20 protein-coding genes are annotated in these 15,026 nt (G+C 40.0%); 18 read left to right on the forward strand and 2 right to left on the reverse strand.

All coding sequences use genetic code 11. From position 1 onward, the window contains the following. Positions 1-104: 104 nt before the first annotated feature. On the forward strand, positions 105-623 hold the full coding sequence (gene tadA, locus E7T07_RS05735) for a tRNA adenosine(34) deaminase TadA (protein WP_135709941.1): 519 nt from the start codon (positions 105-107) through the stop codon (positions 621-623). A 209-nt stretch (positions 624-832) separates the two neighbouring features. Here the strand turns inward: tadA and E7T07_RS05740 are convergent, their stop codons facing one another. Then, entirely contained in the window at positions 833-1,426 is a 594-nt protein-coding gene (locus tag E7T07_RS05740; protein ID WP_135709942.1) for a YajG family lipoprotein, read from the reverse strand. A gap of 101 nt (positions 1,427-1,527) precedes the next feature. Between E7T07_RS05740 and E7T07_RS05745 the strand changes: the two genes are divergently transcribed. The 13 genes from E7T07_RS05745 to E7T07_RS05805 all read left to right on the forward strand — a co-directional run bounded on the left by E7T07_RS05745 (position 1,528) and on the right by E7T07_RS05805 (position 12,194). After that, positions 1,528-1,839, forward strand: a complete 312-nt coding sequence (locus E7T07_RS05745; protein ID WP_135709943.1) for a BolA family protein — start codon at positions 1,528-1,530, stop codon at positions 1,837-1,839. Positions 1,840-2,135: 296 nt separating this feature from the next. Further along, a complete protein-coding gene (locus tag E7T07_RS05750) occupies positions 2,136-3,485 on the forward strand; it encodes a Na(+)-translocating NADH-quinone reductase subunit A (protein WP_135709944.1) in 1,350 nt (449 codons plus the stop codon). A 2-nt stretch (positions 3,486-3,487) separates the two neighbouring features. Beyond that, positions 3,488-4,717, forward strand: a complete 1,230-nt coding sequence (locus tag E7T07_RS05755; RefSeq protein WP_135709945.1) for an NADH:ubiquinone reductase (Na(+)-transporting) subunit B — start codon at positions 3,488-3,490, stop codon at positions 4,715-4,717. Beyond that, the gene (locus E7T07_RS05760) at positions 4,717-5,490 is read left to right on the forward strand and encodes a Na(+)-translocating NADH-quinone reductase subunit C (RefSeq protein ID WP_135709946.1); all 774 of its coding nucleotides are present in this window, start codon (positions 4,717-4,719) and stop codon (positions 5,488-5,490) included. The genes E7T07_RS05755 and E7T07_RS05760 overlap by 1 nt, the downstream gene beginning before the upstream one ends. Next, positions 5,490-6,113 carry an NADH:ubiquinone reductase (Na(+)-transporting) subunit D gene (locus E7T07_RS05765; protein WP_115636471.1) on the forward strand — a complete coding sequence of 208 codons (624 nt, stop codon included), beginning with the start codon at positions 5,490-5,492 and terminating at the stop codon, positions 6,111-6,113. Before E7T07_RS05760 ends, E7T07_RS05765 begins: the two co-directional genes overlap by 1 nt. Before the next feature lie 3 nt (positions 6,114-6,116). Beyond that, entirely contained in the window at positions 6,117-6,713 is a 597-nt protein-coding gene (gene nqrE, locus E7T07_RS05770) for an NADH:ubiquinone reductase (Na(+)-transporting) subunit E (RefSeq protein WP_135709947.1), read from the forward strand. Between the two features lie 10 nt (positions 6,714-6,723). Next, positions 6,724-7,953: an NADH:ubiquinone reductase (Na(+)-transporting) subunit F gene (gene nqrF / locus E7T07_RS05775; RefSeq protein WP_135709948.1), complete on the forward strand. Its 1,230-nt coding sequence runs from the start codon at positions 6,724-6,726 to the stop codon at positions 7,951-7,953. A gap of 154 nt (positions 7,954-8,107) precedes the next feature. Continuing rightward, on the forward strand, positions 8,108-8,545 hold the full coding sequence (locus E7T07_RS05780) for a nucleotidyltransferase substrate binding protein (protein ID WP_135710025.1): 438 nt from the start codon (positions 8,108-8,110) through the stop codon (positions 8,543-8,545). Further along, positions 8,538-8,834, forward strand: a complete 297-nt coding sequence (locus tag E7T07_RS05785; protein WP_135709949.1) for a nucleotidyltransferase family protein — start codon at positions 8,538-8,540, stop codon at positions 8,832-8,834. The genes E7T07_RS05780 and E7T07_RS05785 overlap by 8 nt, the downstream gene beginning before the upstream one ends. Before the next feature lie 4 nt (positions 8,835-8,838). Beyond that, entirely contained in the window at positions 8,839-9,876 is a 1,038-nt protein-coding gene (locus E7T07_RS05790) for an FAD:protein FMN transferase (protein ID WP_135709950.1), read from the forward strand. Between the two features lie 24 nt (positions 9,877-9,900). After that, complete coding sequence (gene nqrM / locus E7T07_RS05795) at positions 9,901-10,155, forward strand: (Na+)-NQR maturation NqrM (protein WP_135709951.1); 255 nt, start codon at positions 9,901-9,903, stop codon at positions 10,153-10,155. Between the two features lie 102 nt (positions 10,156-10,257). Then, positions 10,258-11,412, forward strand: coding sequence for a tRNA 2-thiouridine(34) synthase MnmA (gene mnmA / locus E7T07_RS05800; protein WP_135709952.1), 1,155 nt, complete (start codon positions 10,258-10,260; stop codon positions 11,410-11,412). 110 nt (positions 11,413-11,522) lie between these two features. Further along, positions 11,523-12,194: a Fe-Mn family superoxide dismutase gene (locus E7T07_RS05805; RefSeq protein WP_135709953.1), complete on the forward strand. Its 672-nt coding sequence runs from the start codon at positions 11,523-11,525 to the stop codon at positions 12,192-12,194. A 124-nt stretch (positions 12,195-12,318) separates the two neighbouring features. Here E7T07_RS05805 and E7T07_RS05810 read toward each other — a convergent pair whose 3' ends face one another. After that, positions 12,319-12,531, reverse strand: a complete 213-nt coding sequence (locus tag E7T07_RS05810) for a SlyX family protein (protein WP_135709954.1) — start codon at positions 12,529-12,531, stop codon at positions 12,319-12,321. A 100-nt stretch (positions 12,532-12,631) separates the two neighbouring features. Between E7T07_RS05810 and fkpA the strand changes: the two genes are divergently transcribed. From fkpA to tusC, 4 genes are all read left to right on the forward strand, one after another. Continuing rightward, a complete protein-coding gene (fkpA, locus tag E7T07_RS05815; protein ID WP_135709955.1) occupies positions 12,632-13,414 on the forward strand; it encodes an FKBP-type peptidyl-prolyl cis-trans isomerase in 783 nt (260 codons plus the stop codon). A gap of 201 nt (positions 13,415-13,615) precedes the next feature. Beyond that, positions 13,616-14,278 carry a helix-turn-helix transcriptional regulator gene (locus E7T07_RS05820; protein ID WP_135709956.1) on the forward strand — a complete coding sequence of 221 codons (663 nt, stop codon included), beginning with the start codon at positions 13,616-13,618 and terminating at the stop codon, positions 14,276-14,278. Further along, the gene (tusD, locus tag E7T07_RS05825; protein ID WP_135709957.1) at positions 14,278-14,658 is read left to right on the forward strand and encodes a sulfurtransferase complex subunit TusD; all 381 of its coding nucleotides are present in this window, start codon (positions 14,278-14,280) and stop codon (positions 14,656-14,658) included. The genes E7T07_RS05820 and tusD overlap by 1 nt, the downstream gene beginning before the upstream one ends. Then, positions 14,655-15,017, forward strand: a complete 363-nt coding sequence (gene tusC / locus E7T07_RS05830) for a sulfurtransferase complex subunit TusC (protein ID WP_135709958.1) — start codon at positions 14,655-14,657, stop codon at positions 15,015-15,017. The genes tusD and tusC overlap by 4 nt, the downstream gene beginning before the upstream one ends. The last annotated feature ends 9 nt before the right edge of the window (positions 15,018-15,026 follow it).

Consider the following 15,026-nt stretch of genomic DNA (forward strand, 5'->3'; position numbering starts at 1 on the left):
GTCTTGTGCAGTAAACACTGAAATGTCTTCCTTTGTAACCAAAGCAGAAATGCCACTCCGATAAAACTACTTTCTTAACCTGACATTTTTCATCGCGATCACTTATGAACGAAGAAACCATCCTTACCCAACAACAATTAGATGAACATTTTATTCATTATGCCTTAACGCTGGCGGATAAAGCTCAATCTCTCGGCGAAATTCCTGTTGGCGCGGTGTTAGTGGATGAGCATCATCAAATTATTGGTGAAGGGTGGAATTTATCCATTGTCAATAACGATCCTACCGCACACGCCGAGATTGTGGCATTGCGCCATGGTGCACAACGAATCGGTAATTATCGGCTATTAAATTGTACGCTTTATGTAACCTTGGAACCTTGTACAATGTGTGCCGGTGCTATTTTACATAGCCGTATTAAACGACTGGTGTTTGGGGCTTATGATTACAAAACAGGTGCTGTAGGTTCACGTTTTCATTTCTTTGATGACTATAAAATGAACCATTTTTTAAACATCACTGGGGGCGTTTTAGCCGAAAAGTGCGGTCAGAAATTAAGTGATTTTTTCAAAATGCGCCGAGAGCAGAAGAAGTTAGAAAAGCTTGAAAAAGAAAATGCCTAATGTGGTATTACAGATTGCTGAAAGCTCATCTTTGGGAAACCACCTAGCACGAGCCGTGCTAGGTTCATTAAGCCCAGCCCCGCTGGGGCTGACAGAAAGAGCCGCAGAGCGGCTCAGATTAAGTAACCCTATACGGCTCGTATAGGGTATGTCATTGGTCTGAAATGCCTAATGTGGTATTAGGCATTTTAGGGATCTATTGTCGATACTTAGTTCGCATACTGATTGATTGCATTGGCAATTTCTTGATCTTGATAAATTGCATTAATCACATCGCTCAAGTTTTGATCTAACACTTTCTTGATTTCATCATTGTTCGCGTTAAATGCGCCTTGTTGCGAGCGGGTTGCCCCTAAATTTTTGGTAAAATTGCCCTGCGCCCCTTGAACGTGAACTTCTAACTGAATTTTTGAGTTAATTTCATAACGTAAGTTGCCTTGTGATACCTTGGCAAAGAAATCTTTTACCGTCACTAAAACTTGGGTATTGGCACCGTTTGTTGCTAGACGGAAACCTTTAGCATTCAAATTTTGCAACATGACTTGTTGAAAGAGTTGTTCCACAGACGGTTGTGCTTGTAATTTTTGAATCTGTCCATCTTTTACAAAGCTCGATACTTCAGGTTGCATACGACCGTCTTTGGTGACGACAGACACAATGGCTCGTTGGTTGTTGGTATTAAAGGATGTTGTCACAGTGGGTGCTTGCGGATTAAACACAAGGGTATTGCTTTGTGTGGCGCATGCGGTAAGTAACATTGAGCTAACAACCAGTGCAGCAAGAGAGAATTTTTTCATTTTCATAGGTGATCCTTTATTTATGATTAATGTCGTCTTATTCTTGCAAACTTCGACAATAATGTATAGCCTTTGAGTTCAATTTATCATTTCATTTAAGGTATTTTATGAATAAACAAACCCATTTAACGGAAAAATTATCCTTAGCTTTTCAACCGCACTTTTTATCGGTGGAAAATGAAAGCCATCTGCATAGCTCGGATCGTGGTGGTGAGAGTCATTTTAAAGTGACCATTGTGAGCGATGCATTTATTAACGTTCGCCCTGTGGCTCGTCATCAAAAAATTTATCAATGCTTACAAGATGATATTCAAGCAGGTATCCATGCTTTAGCCTTACATACTTTTACAAAAGAAGAATGGGAACGCTTGGGACAAGAGATTCCGCTTTCAACCAATTGTATGGGAATCGGGCATTAGTAAATTTAAGGAAATACAAATCCCGGCTAATTTAAGTGTAAAAATTTTGTGAAAAGTCTGCATTTAAAGTGGCAGGGGGGGCGTATTTTGGGTAAAATAGGGCGTTTAATTTTGTCTTTGAAGTTTGTGAGCGCGCAATAGTTGTGTGTAACTTCTTCAAAAGAATGGCAAAATCTCCGAATTTGAGTTTTTATTTTTATGATCTTTAGCGATCATTACTCAATGTGCGGTCATTTTTTTATTCGTTTTATAGAAAAATGGCTTAATTTTAAACCTAACGAAAAGTAGTGCAAACAATGATTACGATTAAAAAAGGCTTGGATCTTCCGATTAACGGAAAACCAGAACAAGTAATCCGTGACGGCAATGCCGTGACTGAAGTTGCTATGCTTGGCGAAGAGTATGTGGGCATGCGTCCTTCAATGAAAGTTCGTGAAGGCGATGTAGTGAAAAAAGGTCAAGTTCTTTTTGAAGACAAAAAGAATCCGGGCGTAGTTTTCACCGCACCTGCAAGCGGTACTGTAACAGCGATTAATCGCGGTGCTAAGCGTGTATTACAATCTGTGGTGATTCGTGTTGAAGGTAACGAACAAGTGACTTTCGATAAATACGATGTTGCTGCATTGAGCCAATTAACGAGCGAACAAGTGCGTAAAAACTTGCAAACATCAGGTTTGTGGACCGCACTTCGTACGCGTCCTTTCAGCAAAGTTCCTGCTGTGGATGCCATCCCGTCTTCAATTTTCGTCAATGCGATGGATACCAATCCATTAGCGGCGGATCCTGAAGTGATCTTAAAAGAATTTGAAGCAGATTTTAAAGCAGGTTTAACGGTTTTAGTACGCTTAGTGGAAGGTCAAAAACCGGTTTATCTGTGTAAAGATGCGGACAGTAACATTCCTTTAAGCCCTGCTATTGAAGGTATCAGTATTCAATCATTTAATGGTCCTCATCCGGCCGGTCTAGTGGGTACTCACATTCACTTTATTGACCCGGTTGGTCTGAATAAACAAGTGTGGCATTTAAACTATCAAGATGTGATTGCTATTGGTAAATTATTTACAACAGGTGAATTATTTACCGACCGTATTGTGTCTTTAGCCGGTCCACAAGTGAAAAATCCACGTTTAGTACGTACTCAACTTGGTGCCAAACTTTCACAATTAACGGCAAATGAATTAAATGCAGGTGAAAACCGTGTGATTTCAGGTTCTGTTCTTCATGGTGCAAAAGCAGAAGGTGCACATGACTACTTAGGTCGTTATGCATTGCAAGTTTCTGTGATTGAAGAAAATACCACGAAAGAATTTATGGGTTGGATTTCTCCGCAAGCAAATAAATTCTCAATTACGCGTACCGTGTTAGGTCATTTCAGCAAGAAATTATTCAATTTCACTACGGCTGAAAACGGTGGTCACCGTGCAATGGTGCCAATCGGTAGCTATGAGCGTGTCATGCCATTAGATATTCTTCCGTCTTTATTACTTCGTGATTTAGAAGTGGGCGATACTGATTCAGCACAAAATTTGGGTGCGTTGGAATTAGATGAAGAAGATTTAGCGCTTTGTACCTTTGTGGATCCGGGTAAAACTGATTACGGTTCATTCTTACGTCAAGCGTTAGACAAGATTGAGAAGGAAGGTTAAAAATGGGTTTAAAACATCTTTTTGAAAAAATGGAACCCGCGTTTTTACCTGGTGGTAAATATGCCAAATTGTATCCGTTATTTGAATCGGTTTACACTTTGATGTACACACCGGGTACTGCAACGCAATCAACAACTCACGTACGTGATGCCATCGACTCAAAACGTATGATGATCATTGTGTGGTTAGCATTGTTTCCGGCATTATTCTATGGCTTGTATAACGTGGGCGCACAATCTATGGCGGCAGCGGCGAGCTTAGGTAATCTTGCAGATTTAGTGGCAAATGACTGGCACTATTCCTTAGCTCAAGGCTTAGGTGCTGATCTTGTGAATGGCGGTTGGGGTAGCAAAATGTTGTTAGGTGCAACATTCTTCTTACCTATTTATATCGTAGCATTCGCAGTAGGTATGTTCTGGGAATTATTATTTGCTATCGTTCGTGGCCACGAAGTAAACGAAGGTTTCTTTGTGACAACGATTTTATTCGCATTAATCGTTCCGCCAACATTACCATTATGGCAAGCGGCTTTAGGTATTTCTTTCGGCTTAGTTGTCGCGAAAGAAGTCTTTGGTGGCGTAGGTAAAAACTTTATGAACCCAGCCTTAGCGGGTCGTGCGTTTTTATTCTTTGCTTACCCTGCACAAATTTCGGGTGACTTAGTTTGGACGGCTGCAGATGGTTTCTCCGGTGCGACCGCACTTTCACAATGGGCGCAAGGTGGTGAAGCCGCACTTAAACACGTAGCAACAGGTCAACCAATCACTTGGATGGATGCGTTTTTAGGTAATATCCCGGGTTCAATGGGTGAAGTTTCAACCTTAATGTTAGCTATCGGTGCCGCAATTATTGTGTTTGCACGTATTGCTTCATGGCGCATTATTGCGGGCGTGTTCTTAGGCATGGTGATTACATCAACCCTATTTAACCTTGTGGGTTCAGACACTAACCCATTATTCTCTATGCCATGGCATTGGCATTTAGTGCTTGGTGGTTTCGCATTAGGTATGTTCTTTATGGCAACAGACCCTGTATCTGCGTCATTCACTAATAAAGGTAAATGGTGGTACGGTGCGTTGATTGGTTTCATGGCGGTAGTCATCCGTGTGGCAAACCCAGCGTATCCGGAAGGTATGATGTTAGCAATTTTATTCGCTAACTTATTCGCGCCAATCTTCGACTACTTAGTCGTTCAAGGCAACATCAAACGTAGAAAAGCGAGAACTGCATAATGGCTAAATTTAATAAAGATAGCGTTGGCGGTACTTTAACCGTCGTGGTGTTGGTGAGCTTGATCTGTTCTCTTATCGTAGCAGGCGCTGCTGTGTTATTAAAACCAACACAAGAGATCCAAAAACAGCTTGATAAACAAAAGAACATCCTTATTGCAGCAGGTTTGATGCAAGAAGGCACGAATATTCAAGACACTTATGCCAAATATATTGAGCCAAAAGTTGTTGACTTGGCAACAGGTGACTACGTTGAAAACGTGAAAAACTTTGATGCCAAAGCAGCAGCAAAAGATCCGGCAACAAGCGTAGCGATTGCGCCTGAAGACGATAAAGCGGGCATTAAAGTGCGTGCGAAATATGCGGAAATTTATCTGGTAAAAGATGAAGCAGGCAATGTCACTCAAGCGGTATTACCAATGTATGGTAATGGTTTGTGGTCAATTATGTATGGTTTTGTGGCTGTACAACCTGATGCAAACACAATCAATGGTATTACTTACTATGAGCAAGGTGAAACAGCAGGTCTTGGTGGCGAAATTGCAAACCCTAACTGGCAAAAATTCTTCGTAGGCAAAAAATTATTTAATGACCAAAACGAAGTGGCTTTAACAGTAGGTAAAAACGCATCAGCAGATAAAGAACATGGTATTGATGCTTTATCTGGCGCGACATTAACATCAAATGGTGTTGATGGCTCATTTAAATATTGGTTTGGTAAAAATGGCTTTGGTCCATTCTTAGCTAAATTCAAAGCAACGGCAGGAGCGAACTAATGGCAGGCAACAATCTTAAAAGTTTATTGTTATCGCCAATTGCTGATAACAACCCGATTGCATTACAAATTTTAGGTATTTGTTCTGCATTGGCGGTAACAACACAGTTACAAACTGCGGTTGTAATGGCGATTGCGGTGAGTTTAGTAACCGCGTTTTCAAGCATGTTCATTTCAATGATCCGTAACTATATCCCAAATAGTATTCGTATCATTGTACAAATGGCAATTATTGCTTCATTGGTAATCTTGGTTGACCAAATTTTGCGTGCTTATGCCTATGACTTATCAAAACAATTATCGGTATTCGTTGGTTTGATTATTACTAACTGTATCGTAATGGGTCGCGCAGAAGCATTCGCAATGAAATCAGAACCGCTTGAAAGTTTCGTGGATGGTATCGGTAACGGTTTAGGTTATGGTGCTATCTTGGTTATCGTAGCATTTTTACGTGAACTTATTGGTTCAGGTAAATTCTTCGGTATCACTATTTTTGAAACTGTTCAAAATGGTGGTTGGTATCAAGCAAACGGTTTATTCCTTTTAGCACCAAGTGCGTTCTTTATTATCGGCTTCTTAATTTGGGGCTTAAGAACGTGGAAACCGGCACAACAGGAGAAATAATCAATGGAACATTACATTAGTTTATTTGTAAAGTCAGTGTTCATTGAGAACATGGCACTTTCTTTCTTCCTTGGTATGTGTACATTCCTTGCGGTGTCTAAGAAAGTTTCAACCGCCTTCGGTTTAGGTGTTGCGGTTATCGTAGTATTAGGTATTTCTGTGCCGGTAAACCAATTAGTGTACACTCATGTTTTAAAAGACGGTGCATTAATTGAAGGTGTTGATTTAACATTCTTAAACTTCATTACATTCATCGGTGTTATTGCTGCATTAGTACAAATCTTAGAAATGTTCTTAGATAAATTTGTACCATCGCTTTATAGTGCATTAGGTATTTTCTTACCATTAATCACCGTAAACTGTGCAATTTTCGGTGGCGTATCATTCATGGTTCAACGTGAATACAATTTCGGTGAATCTGTGGTTTACGGTATCGGTGCAGGTACAGGCTGGATGTTAGCCATTGTGGCACTTGCCGGTTTAACAGAAAAAATGAAATATGCTGATGTTCCGGCAGGTTTACGTGGTTTAGGGATTACCTTTATCACCGTAGGCTTAATGGCATTAGGTTTTATGTCATTCTCAGGCATTCAATTATAAGGAGCGCATCGTGGATAGTAATTTTATTTTCGGTATTGGCGCATTTACAGCAATCGTATTAGTGTTAGCTGTGATTATTTTGATTGCCAAATCTAAATTAGTTGATAGCGGTGACATCACCATTTCTATCAACAACGATCCGGCAAAAGGCATTACCTTACCGGCTGGTGGTAAATTATTAGGGGCATTAGCAAGCAAAGGTATCTTCGTTTCATCTGCTTGTGGTGGCGGTGGCTCATGTGGTCAATGTCGTGTACAAGTAAAATCCGGTGGTGGTGAAATTCTTCCAACAGAACTTTCACATATCTCGAAAAAAGAAGCGAAAGAAGGCTGGCGTTTAGCGTGCCAAGTGAACGTAAAATCTTCAATGGATGTTGAACTTCCGGAAGAAATCTTTGGTGTGAAAAAATGGGAATGTACCGTTATTTCTAACGATAACAAAGCCACCTTCATCAAAGAACTTAAACTTCAAATTCCTGAAGGGGAAGAAGTACCATTCCGTGCGGGTGGTTATATCCAAATTGAAGCTGAACCACATACGGTTAAATACGCAGATTTCGATATTCCTGAAGAATATCATGAAGACTGGGATAAATTTAACTTATGGCGTTATGTGTCTAAAGTGGACGAGCATATTATCCGAGCTTACTCAATGGCATCTTATCCGGAAGAGAAAGGCATTATTATGCTAAACGTACGTATTGCAACACCTCCACCACGTAACCCGGATGTACCACCAGGTCAAATGTCATCTTACATTTGGTCATTAAAACCAGGTGATAAAGTGACGATTTCAGGTCCATTCGGTGAATTCTTCGCGAAAGAAACCGACAACGAAATGGTATTTATCGGTGGTGGTGCAGGTATGGCACCAATGCGTTCACATATCTTTGACCAATTAAAACGTTTGAAATCAAAACGTAAAATGTCATTCTGGTATGGTGCGCGTTCTAAACGTGAAATCTTCTATCAAGAAGACTTTGACCAATTAGCCGCAGAAAACGACAACTTCGTATGGCATGTTGCACTTTCAGATGCATTGCCGGAAGATAACTGGACAGGTTACACAGGCTTTATTCACAATGTGCTTTATGAGAACTATCTCAAAAACCACGAAGCACCGGAAGATTGTGAATACTATATGTGTGGTCCACCAGTGATGAACGCCGCAGTAATCAAAATGTTGAAAGACTTAGGCGTTGAAGATGAAAACATCTTATTAGATGATTTCGGTGGTTGATTTTAATCACATTTAACTGAAAAAGTGCGGTCGAATTTCTAAGATTTTAGAACTTCGACCGTTTTCAAAATAACACGATTAAAAATAAACCTTGCTATATCATTGATGTACAGGCAATCAAGGAATATTGATAACCTAAAGGATAATGAACAGTATGAGTGAACAGCTAAATATTATTGCTCTCGAAAATGCGTTCAAGTCATTGGAAGAAACCATTCAATCCTTAGAAAATCAAACTTGGTTCCAAGCACAGACGCCTATTATTCAAGACACGCTTATTGCGGGTGCCATACAGAAATTCGAGTTTGTGTATGAACTGGATATCAAAATGTTAAAACGGCAATTAAAGAAAATTGCCTCAAATGATTTGGATGTAGATTCGGCTGAGTTTCGTGATGTTCTGCGTTTAGGGGCTCAAGTCGGCTTAATTGAGCGTTTTGAAGATTGGTTAGATTATCGAAAAATGCGCAATATTACTTCTCATACTTATGATGAAACCAAAGCGCAGCAAGTTTACAACGGCATTGCAGGCTTTTTGGAAAGCAGTCGTTTTCTGTTAAAAGAGCTACAAAAGCGTAATTCCAATGATTAATTTAAACGCACAAGAATTAAACATAATTAAATCCATTTTATCGGAGAAATGCCCCAATACACCGGCTTGGGTATTTGGCTCTCGAGTCAAAGGAACAAACAAACCTTTTTCCGATATAGATTTAGCGTTGATCACCACAACCCCTTTAACCATTCGAGAGCTAACAGAATTAGAACTTGCCTTCAGCGACTCTGACTTACCGTTTAAAGTGGATCTTGTGGATTGGGCAAGTTGTAGCGAAACCTTTAAGCAAATCATTTTGCAAAAATATGAAATTTTAATCCCTTAATACTATGAAAAAAATCTCGCTTATTTTCACCGCACTTTTAGCGGTTGCTTTTAGTTTGACAGGCTGCCAAAAAGATCCTGAAGTGGTGTCTTTGATGGGCAAAACCATGGGAACGACTTATCACATTAAATATATTGATGATGGTAGTCTAAATTTAGATAAAGACAAAACCCACGCCAAAATCGAAATGGTGTTAAAAGATGTCAATGCAAAGATGTCTACCTATGACAAGAATTCTGAATTGAGTCGTTTTAATCAATTTACTGAAATTAATCAACCTGTTGCGATCTCTAGCGACTTAGCAAAAGTGATTGGCGAAGCGATCCGCTTAAATAAAGTGACTGAAGGGGCATTAGATGTCACTGTTGGGCCGGTGGTTAATCTTTGGGGATTTGGGCCTGAAAAACACCCTGAAAGAAAACCCACTGCTGAACAACTTGCCAAGCGTCAAGCATGGGTGGGGATTGAAAAATTAAAATTAACGCAACGTGATGGGATATTTTACCTTGAAAAATCCGTGCCACAACTTTATGTGGATCTTTCATCTATTGCCAAAGGTTTTGGTGTAGATTTAGTGGCTGAAACCCTTGAACATATTGGCGCGAAGCATTATATGGTGGAAATTGGTGGCGAAATTCGTGCAAAAGGAAAAAATATTGAAGGTAAAGATTGGCAAATTGCCATTGAAAAACCGAGTTTTGATGGTTCGCGCTCTGTTGAACAAGTTATCGGTTTAAAAGATTTGGCGATGGCGACATCGGGAAATTACCGCATTTATTTTGAAGAAAACGGTCAACGCTTTGCCCATGAAATCGATCCGAAAACAGGTTATCCGATTCAACACCATTTGGCATCAATTACGGTGTTGCACCCTAATTCCATGACAGCAGATGGTTTATCCACCGGTTTATTTGTATTGGGCGAAGAAAAAGCCTTAGCAGTGGCGGAAAAAGAACAAATTCCTGTGTATTTAATTATTAAAACTGAAAACGGTTTTGAAACAAAAATGTCATCAACATTCTCCGCACTTTTGAATCAATAAGTGCGGTTAAAATAAGGAAAAATTATGAAATTATTTATTGTTACATTCGGTATTTTTCTTCTTGTGATCTTTGGTATGGCAATTGGTTATATCATCAAAAAGAAAACGATCAAGGGCAGCTGTGGCGGCATTACCGCACTTGGGATGAAGAAAATGTGCGACTGTGAAGAACCTTGCGATAACTTGCAAAAGAAATTGGATGAAGGTGATGAACAGGCGATGGCAGAATACGAAGAAAAATTTGCCAAAAAAGAACCGCAGTTTTATGAAGTAAAATAATTAGGAAGTGTTTGCTAACACACTGTTAAGTTTAATCTTACATCAGCAAGCACGCCATCACATCAATGTACTCAGCCTTGAACTGAGCTAACGGAGAAAAATATGTTAATTTCAACAACTTATAACCAATATTTTGCTAAACTCAGCCCTGAACAATTAGCCGATAACGCCACAAAAAAAGTGATTGTGGGGATGTCCGGCGGGGTTGATTCTTCTGTTTCAGCGTTTATCTTGCAACAACAAGGCTACCAAGTGGAAGGCTTGTTTATGAAAAACTGGGAAGAAGATGATGACACCGATTATTGTACCGCCGCGGCAGATTTAGCGGATGCGCAAGCGGTGGCAGATAAACTGGGAATGAAGTTGCATAAAATCAACTTTGCCGCGGAATATTGGGACAATGTATTTGAGCATTTCTTAGCGGAATACAAAGCAGGGCGCACGCCAAACCCAGACATTCTTTGTAACAAAGAAATTAAATTTAAAGCCTTTTTAGAATATGCGGCAGAAGACTTGGGGGCAAATTATATTGCCACAGGCCATTATGTTCGCCGTTCGGGAACTGATGATAATGCGCAACTTTTACGCGGTTTAGATAATAATAAAGATCAAAGCTATTTTTTGTACACCTTAAGCAAAAAGCAAGTTGGGCAGAGTTTGTTTCCGGTAGGCGATATTGAAAAACCGATCGTGCGTAAAATTGCGGAAGAATTAGGTTTAATTACCGCGAAGAAAAAGGATTCTACCGGCATTTGTTTTATTGGTGAGCGTAAATTCAAAGACTTTTTAGCGCGCTATTTGCCGGCACAACCCGGTGAAATTCGCACCGTTGATGGGCGCGTTGTCGGTCGTCATGATGGCTTAATGTACCACACTCTTGGACAGCGTAAAGGCTTGGGCATTGGTGGTGTGCAAGGTCTGAGCGAAGAACCGTTTTATGTGGTGGAAAAAGACTTAATTAACAACGTGTTAATTGTGGCACAAGGGCATGATAATTCTGCATTGTTGTCCACCGGGTTGACCGCCAGCCAGTTGCATTGGGTGGATCGTAACCCAATACGTGAGCCTGTGCGTTGCACGGTAAAAACACGTTATCGTCAAACGGATATTCCCTGCGAAATTATTCCTATTGATGATGAAAATATTCGCGTTGTGTTTGATGAACCACAAATCGCGGTGACACCGGGACAAAGTGCGGTGTTTTATCAAGGTGAAATTTGCCTTGGTGGCGGAGTGATAGAAACTCAAATTAAATAAATAGGCAAAACCAACCATTTTTACGGTTGGTTTTTGCATATAAAAGATGATCTAAATCAAATTTACTGTTAAAATCCATCGTGATTTACCCAACAAAAGAAGGAAATTTTATGGCTTACACATTACCTGAATTAGGCTATGCCTATGATGCATTAGAACCATTCTATGATGCAAAAACATTAGAAATCCACCACAGCAAACACCACCAAACTTATGTCAATAACGCGAACTTAGCCGTAGAAGCAGCCGTTAAAACCGTTCCGGCATTAGCGGAATACATTGATGTTTGCCCCGGTAAATTACTTAAAAATTTAGATAAAGTTGCACCTGAAAATCGTCAGGCGGTGATTAATAATGTGGGCGGACACGCAAACCATTCATTCTTCTGGAAAAACTTGAAAAAAGGTACAACCTTACAAGGTGCATTAAAAGAGGCAATCGTACGTGATTTCGGTTCAGTAGAAGCATTCCAAGAAGCATTTGAGAAAGCAGCAGCGGGTTGCTTCGGTTCAGGCTGGACTTGGTTAGTGGTTCAAGAAGGCGGTAAACTGGCTATCGTTTCAACCTCAAACCAATACACCCCAATTATGGGCAAAGAGTTTGCAGGTTGCGAAGGTTTCCCATTAATCGTCATTGACGTTTGGGAACACGCTTATTATTTGAAACACCAAAACCGCCGTCCGGAATACATTAAAGAATTCTGGAATATCGTCAACTGGGATTTCGCAAGCGAACGCTTTGAGAAAAAAGTGGCAGAAGCGGGCTGTGGCTGCGCGAAATAATTTAGCAAAATATCGTTAAAAATAACCGCACTTTAGGTTTGGCTAAAGTGCGGTTATTTTATTGGAATAACGAGTCGGGTGAAATGTCGTGTATTTGATAGAACCCTAGCCACAGTCCAAGGGATTAATAATGCGGTGGCGGTGTTTCTTCCGCTCGGCTTGCCACATTTGATGGCTGCATGTCTTTCAACTTATTTGCCAAATAGCGTAATTGAATTTGCATTTTATCTATGACAAATTGCTGTTCAACCAACGCTTGATTTAATTCTTCCAATAAATTGTCCTGAAAAGTTAATTTCATTTCTAATTCAGCAATACGATCTTCAAAATTTTGCATAATTTATCAAATAAATGTTGTGCATTTGTTAAATAGGATTTAACCTAATGCGGTTTATATTTTATAAATAACCATTCTAAACCATATATAAGGAAAAACGATGTTAAAAATTCAAAAAATTTCAGCAATTGCATTATTAGTTGGCGCAGTTTTTGCAACAGCGGCATGTAATGAAAAAGAAAAAACAGCAGCAAGCTCTGACGCGAAAACCGCAGTACAAGCAGATGCAGCTTTAACTAAAGATCCATCTTATGCTGTAGGCGTATTATTGGGTTCTGACCTAAAAGGCTTAGTGGAATCACAAAAAGAAGCGATCAGCTATGATCAAGATAAATTGATCACAGGCGTAAAAGATGCACTCGCCGGCAAAGTGGATTTATCTCAAAATAAAGAATTACAAGAAACATTGACCGCACTTAATGATAAATTAAGCAAAGCGGCGGAAGCGAAAGCAAAAGAAGAAGCGGAAAAAGCGGTTGAAGCAGCTAAACAAGCTAAAGCAGATGGTGAAAAATTTGCGGCTGAATTTAAAGCAAAAGAAGGCGTAAAAGAAACCAAATCAGGCTTACTTTACCGTATTGAAAAAGAAGGTGAAGGTGCTGCGATCAAGCCTGAAGATACGGTAAAAGTGCATTACACCGGTAAATTACCAAATGGCACCGTCTTTGACAGCTCTGTTGAACGTGGTCAACCGGCTGAATTTGCATTAAACCAAGTGATTCCGGGTTGGACAGAAGGGTTACAATTAGTGAAAAAAGGCGGCAAAATTGAGTTAGTGATTCCTGCCAATCTTGCCTATGGTGAGCAAGATCTAGGCGTTATCCCAGCTAATTCTACGCTTCATTTTGATGTTGAAGTATTAGATGTAACACCTGCAAAATAAAATGAAATTTGACCGCACTTAAGTGTAGTTAGCGTGCTGACAAAGTGCATCTTTGAGAAATGACCTGGCACGAGCCGTGCCAGGTTCATTAAGCCCAGTCCCGCTGGGGCGGAAAGAAAGAGCCGCAAAGTGGCTCGGATCAGCTCATATAGGGTTTATCATTCTACAACCTTAGCAGAACCAACCATTGAGAGTTTTTTCATGTTTAATGACCAGCGTCCTTTTACGGATGAAGATCGTACGATCATTAATTCTTATCGCGCGGTAGTAGATGGCGTTAGTGCATTGATTGGTAGCCATTGCGAAATTGTTTTACATTCCTTAGAAAATCTAGAACATTCAGCCATTTATATCGCCAATGGACACAATACTAATCGCCAAGAAGGGTCGCCGATTACTGATCGTGCGTTACAATCTTTACACAATATGAAAACAGATAGCGTTTCAAAGCCTTATTTCACACGGGCTAAAAGTAACGGATTAATGAAATCTGTGACCATTGCGATTCGTAATAGTAATCAACGAATTATTGGCTTGCTTTGTATTAATATTAATCTTGAAGTGCCTGTTTCTCAATTTATTCAAGCATTGATGCCAACCAATGACAACAATGAAACCTCTATTGTTAACTTTGCCAGCTCAGTGGAAGATTTGGTGATCCAAACGATGGAGCAGACGATTGAAGAAATCACTGCAGATCGTCATGTCGCCAACAATAATAAGAATCGTCAAATTGTTATGTCGTTATTTGAAAAAGGTATTTTTGATATTAAGGATGCGATTAATTTAGTGGCTGAACGCCTAGATATTTCGCGCCACACCGTCTACCTTTATATCCGCCAAATTAAACAGGAACAAGAATAATGCGCTATGTTATTGCTATCAAGCAACCTGTTTATGGCTCACAAGGGGCGTTTGCTGCATATCAATTTGCTACAGAAGTGATTGCTCAAGGTCATGAAATTTGCCAAATTTTCTTTTTCCAAGACGGCGTGAGCAATGGAAACAAATTTGTTTATCCTGCCAATGATGAATTCAATTTAGTGAAAGCATGGCAAACTTTGAGTCAGCAATATAATGTGCCTTTGAATCTTTGTGTTGCCGCCGGCCAACGCCGTGGTATCGTGGATAAATCCACCGCACTTTCGCCTAACGATAGCAATCTTGCTGATGGCTTTGTGATAGCAGGTTTAGGTGAATTTATTACAGCAACTTTACAAGCAGATCGGGTGGTAACGCTATGACTAAACTCGCCTTTGTATTTCGTACACCGCCTTATGGCAGTTCATCGAGCCGTGAAGGGTTGGATACACTGTTGGCCGCTACGGCATTTTGTAACGAAGAGGATATTTCCGTGTTCTTTATTGAAGACGGCGTATTCAATTTACTTGCTCACCAACAGCCTGAAAAAATCCACCAGAAAGATTTTATTCGTACATTTAAATTGCTCGAATTAAATGAGATCGAGCAACGTTATCTTTGCGAAGAAAGTGTTGTGGAAAGAGATTTAGCGGACAAAGAAATTATTCTGCCTTGCCATCTCTTGAAACGTGCCGACATTATAGAAAAACTACAAAGTGCGGATAAAATTTTCACATTTTAGGAAATCATT

Source organism: Actinobacillus porcinus, assembly GCF_901764995.1.
Lineage (GTDB): Bacteria > Pseudomonadota > Gammaproteobacteria > Enterobacterales > Pasteurellaceae > Exercitatus > Exercitatus porcinus.

Excerpts from the sequence above, each read along its gene's own strand:
- tadA (WP_135709941.1), top strand. The coding sequence starts at position 105 with ATGAACGAAGAAACCATCCTTACCCAACAACAATTAGATGAACATTTT.
- E7T07_RS05740 (WP_135709942.1), bottom strand. The coding sequence starts at position 1,426 with ATGAAAATGAAAAAATTCTCTCTTGCTGCACTGGTTGTTAGCTCAATG.
- E7T07_RS05745 (WP_135709943.1), top strand. The coding sequence starts at position 1,528 with ATGAATAAACAAACCCATTTAACGGAAAAATTATCCTTAGCTTTTCAA.
- E7T07_RS05750 (WP_135709944.1), top strand. The coding sequence starts at position 2,136 with ATGATTACGATTAAAAAAGGCTTGGATCTTCCGATTAACGGAAAACCA.
- E7T07_RS05755 (WP_135709945.1), top strand. The coding sequence starts at position 3,488 with ATGGGTTTAAAACATCTTTTTGAAAAAATGGAACCCGCGTTTTTACCT.
- E7T07_RS05760 (WP_135709946.1), top strand. The coding sequence starts at position 4,717 with ATGGCTAAATTTAATAAAGATAGCGTTGGCGGTACTTTAACCGTCGTG.
- E7T07_RS05765 (WP_115636471.1), top strand. The coding sequence starts at position 5,490 with ATGGCAGGCAACAATCTTAAAAGTTTATTGTTATCGCCAATTGCTGAT.
- nqrE (WP_135709947.1), top strand. The coding sequence starts at position 6,117 with ATGGAACATTACATTAGTTTATTTGTAAAGTCAGTGTTCATTGAGAAC.
- E7T07_RS05780 (WP_135710025.1), top strand. The coding sequence starts at position 8,108 with ATGAGTGAACAGCTAAATATTATTGCTCTCGAAAATGCGTTCAAGTCA.
- E7T07_RS05785 (WP_135709949.1), top strand. The coding sequence starts at position 8,538 with ATGATTAATTTAAACGCACAAGAATTAAACATAATTAAATCCATTTTA.
- E7T07_RS05790 (WP_135709950.1), top strand. The coding sequence starts at position 8,839 with ATGAAAAAAATCTCGCTTATTTTCACCGCACTTTTAGCGGTTGCTTTT.
- nqrM (WP_135709951.1), top strand. The coding sequence starts at position 9,901 with ATGAAATTATTTATTGTTACATTCGGTATTTTTCTTCTTGTGATCTTT.
- mnmA (WP_135709952.1), top strand. The coding sequence starts at position 10,258 with ATGTTAATTTCAACAACTTATAACCAATATTTTGCTAAACTCAGCCCT.
- E7T07_RS05805 (WP_135709953.1), top strand. The coding sequence starts at position 11,523 with ATGGCTTACACATTACCTGAATTAGGCTATGCCTATGATGCATTAGAA.
- E7T07_RS05810 (WP_135709954.1), bottom strand. The coding sequence starts at position 12,531 with ATGCAAAATTTTGAAGATCGTATTGCTGAATTAGAAATGAAATTAACT.
- fkpA (WP_135709955.1), top strand. The coding sequence starts at position 12,632 with ATGTTAAAAATTCAAAAAATTTCAGCAATTGCATTATTAGTTGGCGCA.
- E7T07_RS05820 (WP_135709956.1), top strand. The coding sequence starts at position 13,616 with ATGTTTAATGACCAGCGTCCTTTTACGGATGAAGATCGTACGATCATT.
- tusD (WP_135709957.1), top strand. The coding sequence starts at position 14,278 with ATGCGCTATGTTATTGCTATCAAGCAACCTGTTTATGGCTCACAAGGG.
- tusC (WP_135709958.1), top strand. The coding sequence starts at position 14,655 with ATGACTAAACTCGCCTTTGTATTTCGTACACCGCCTTATGGCAGTTCA.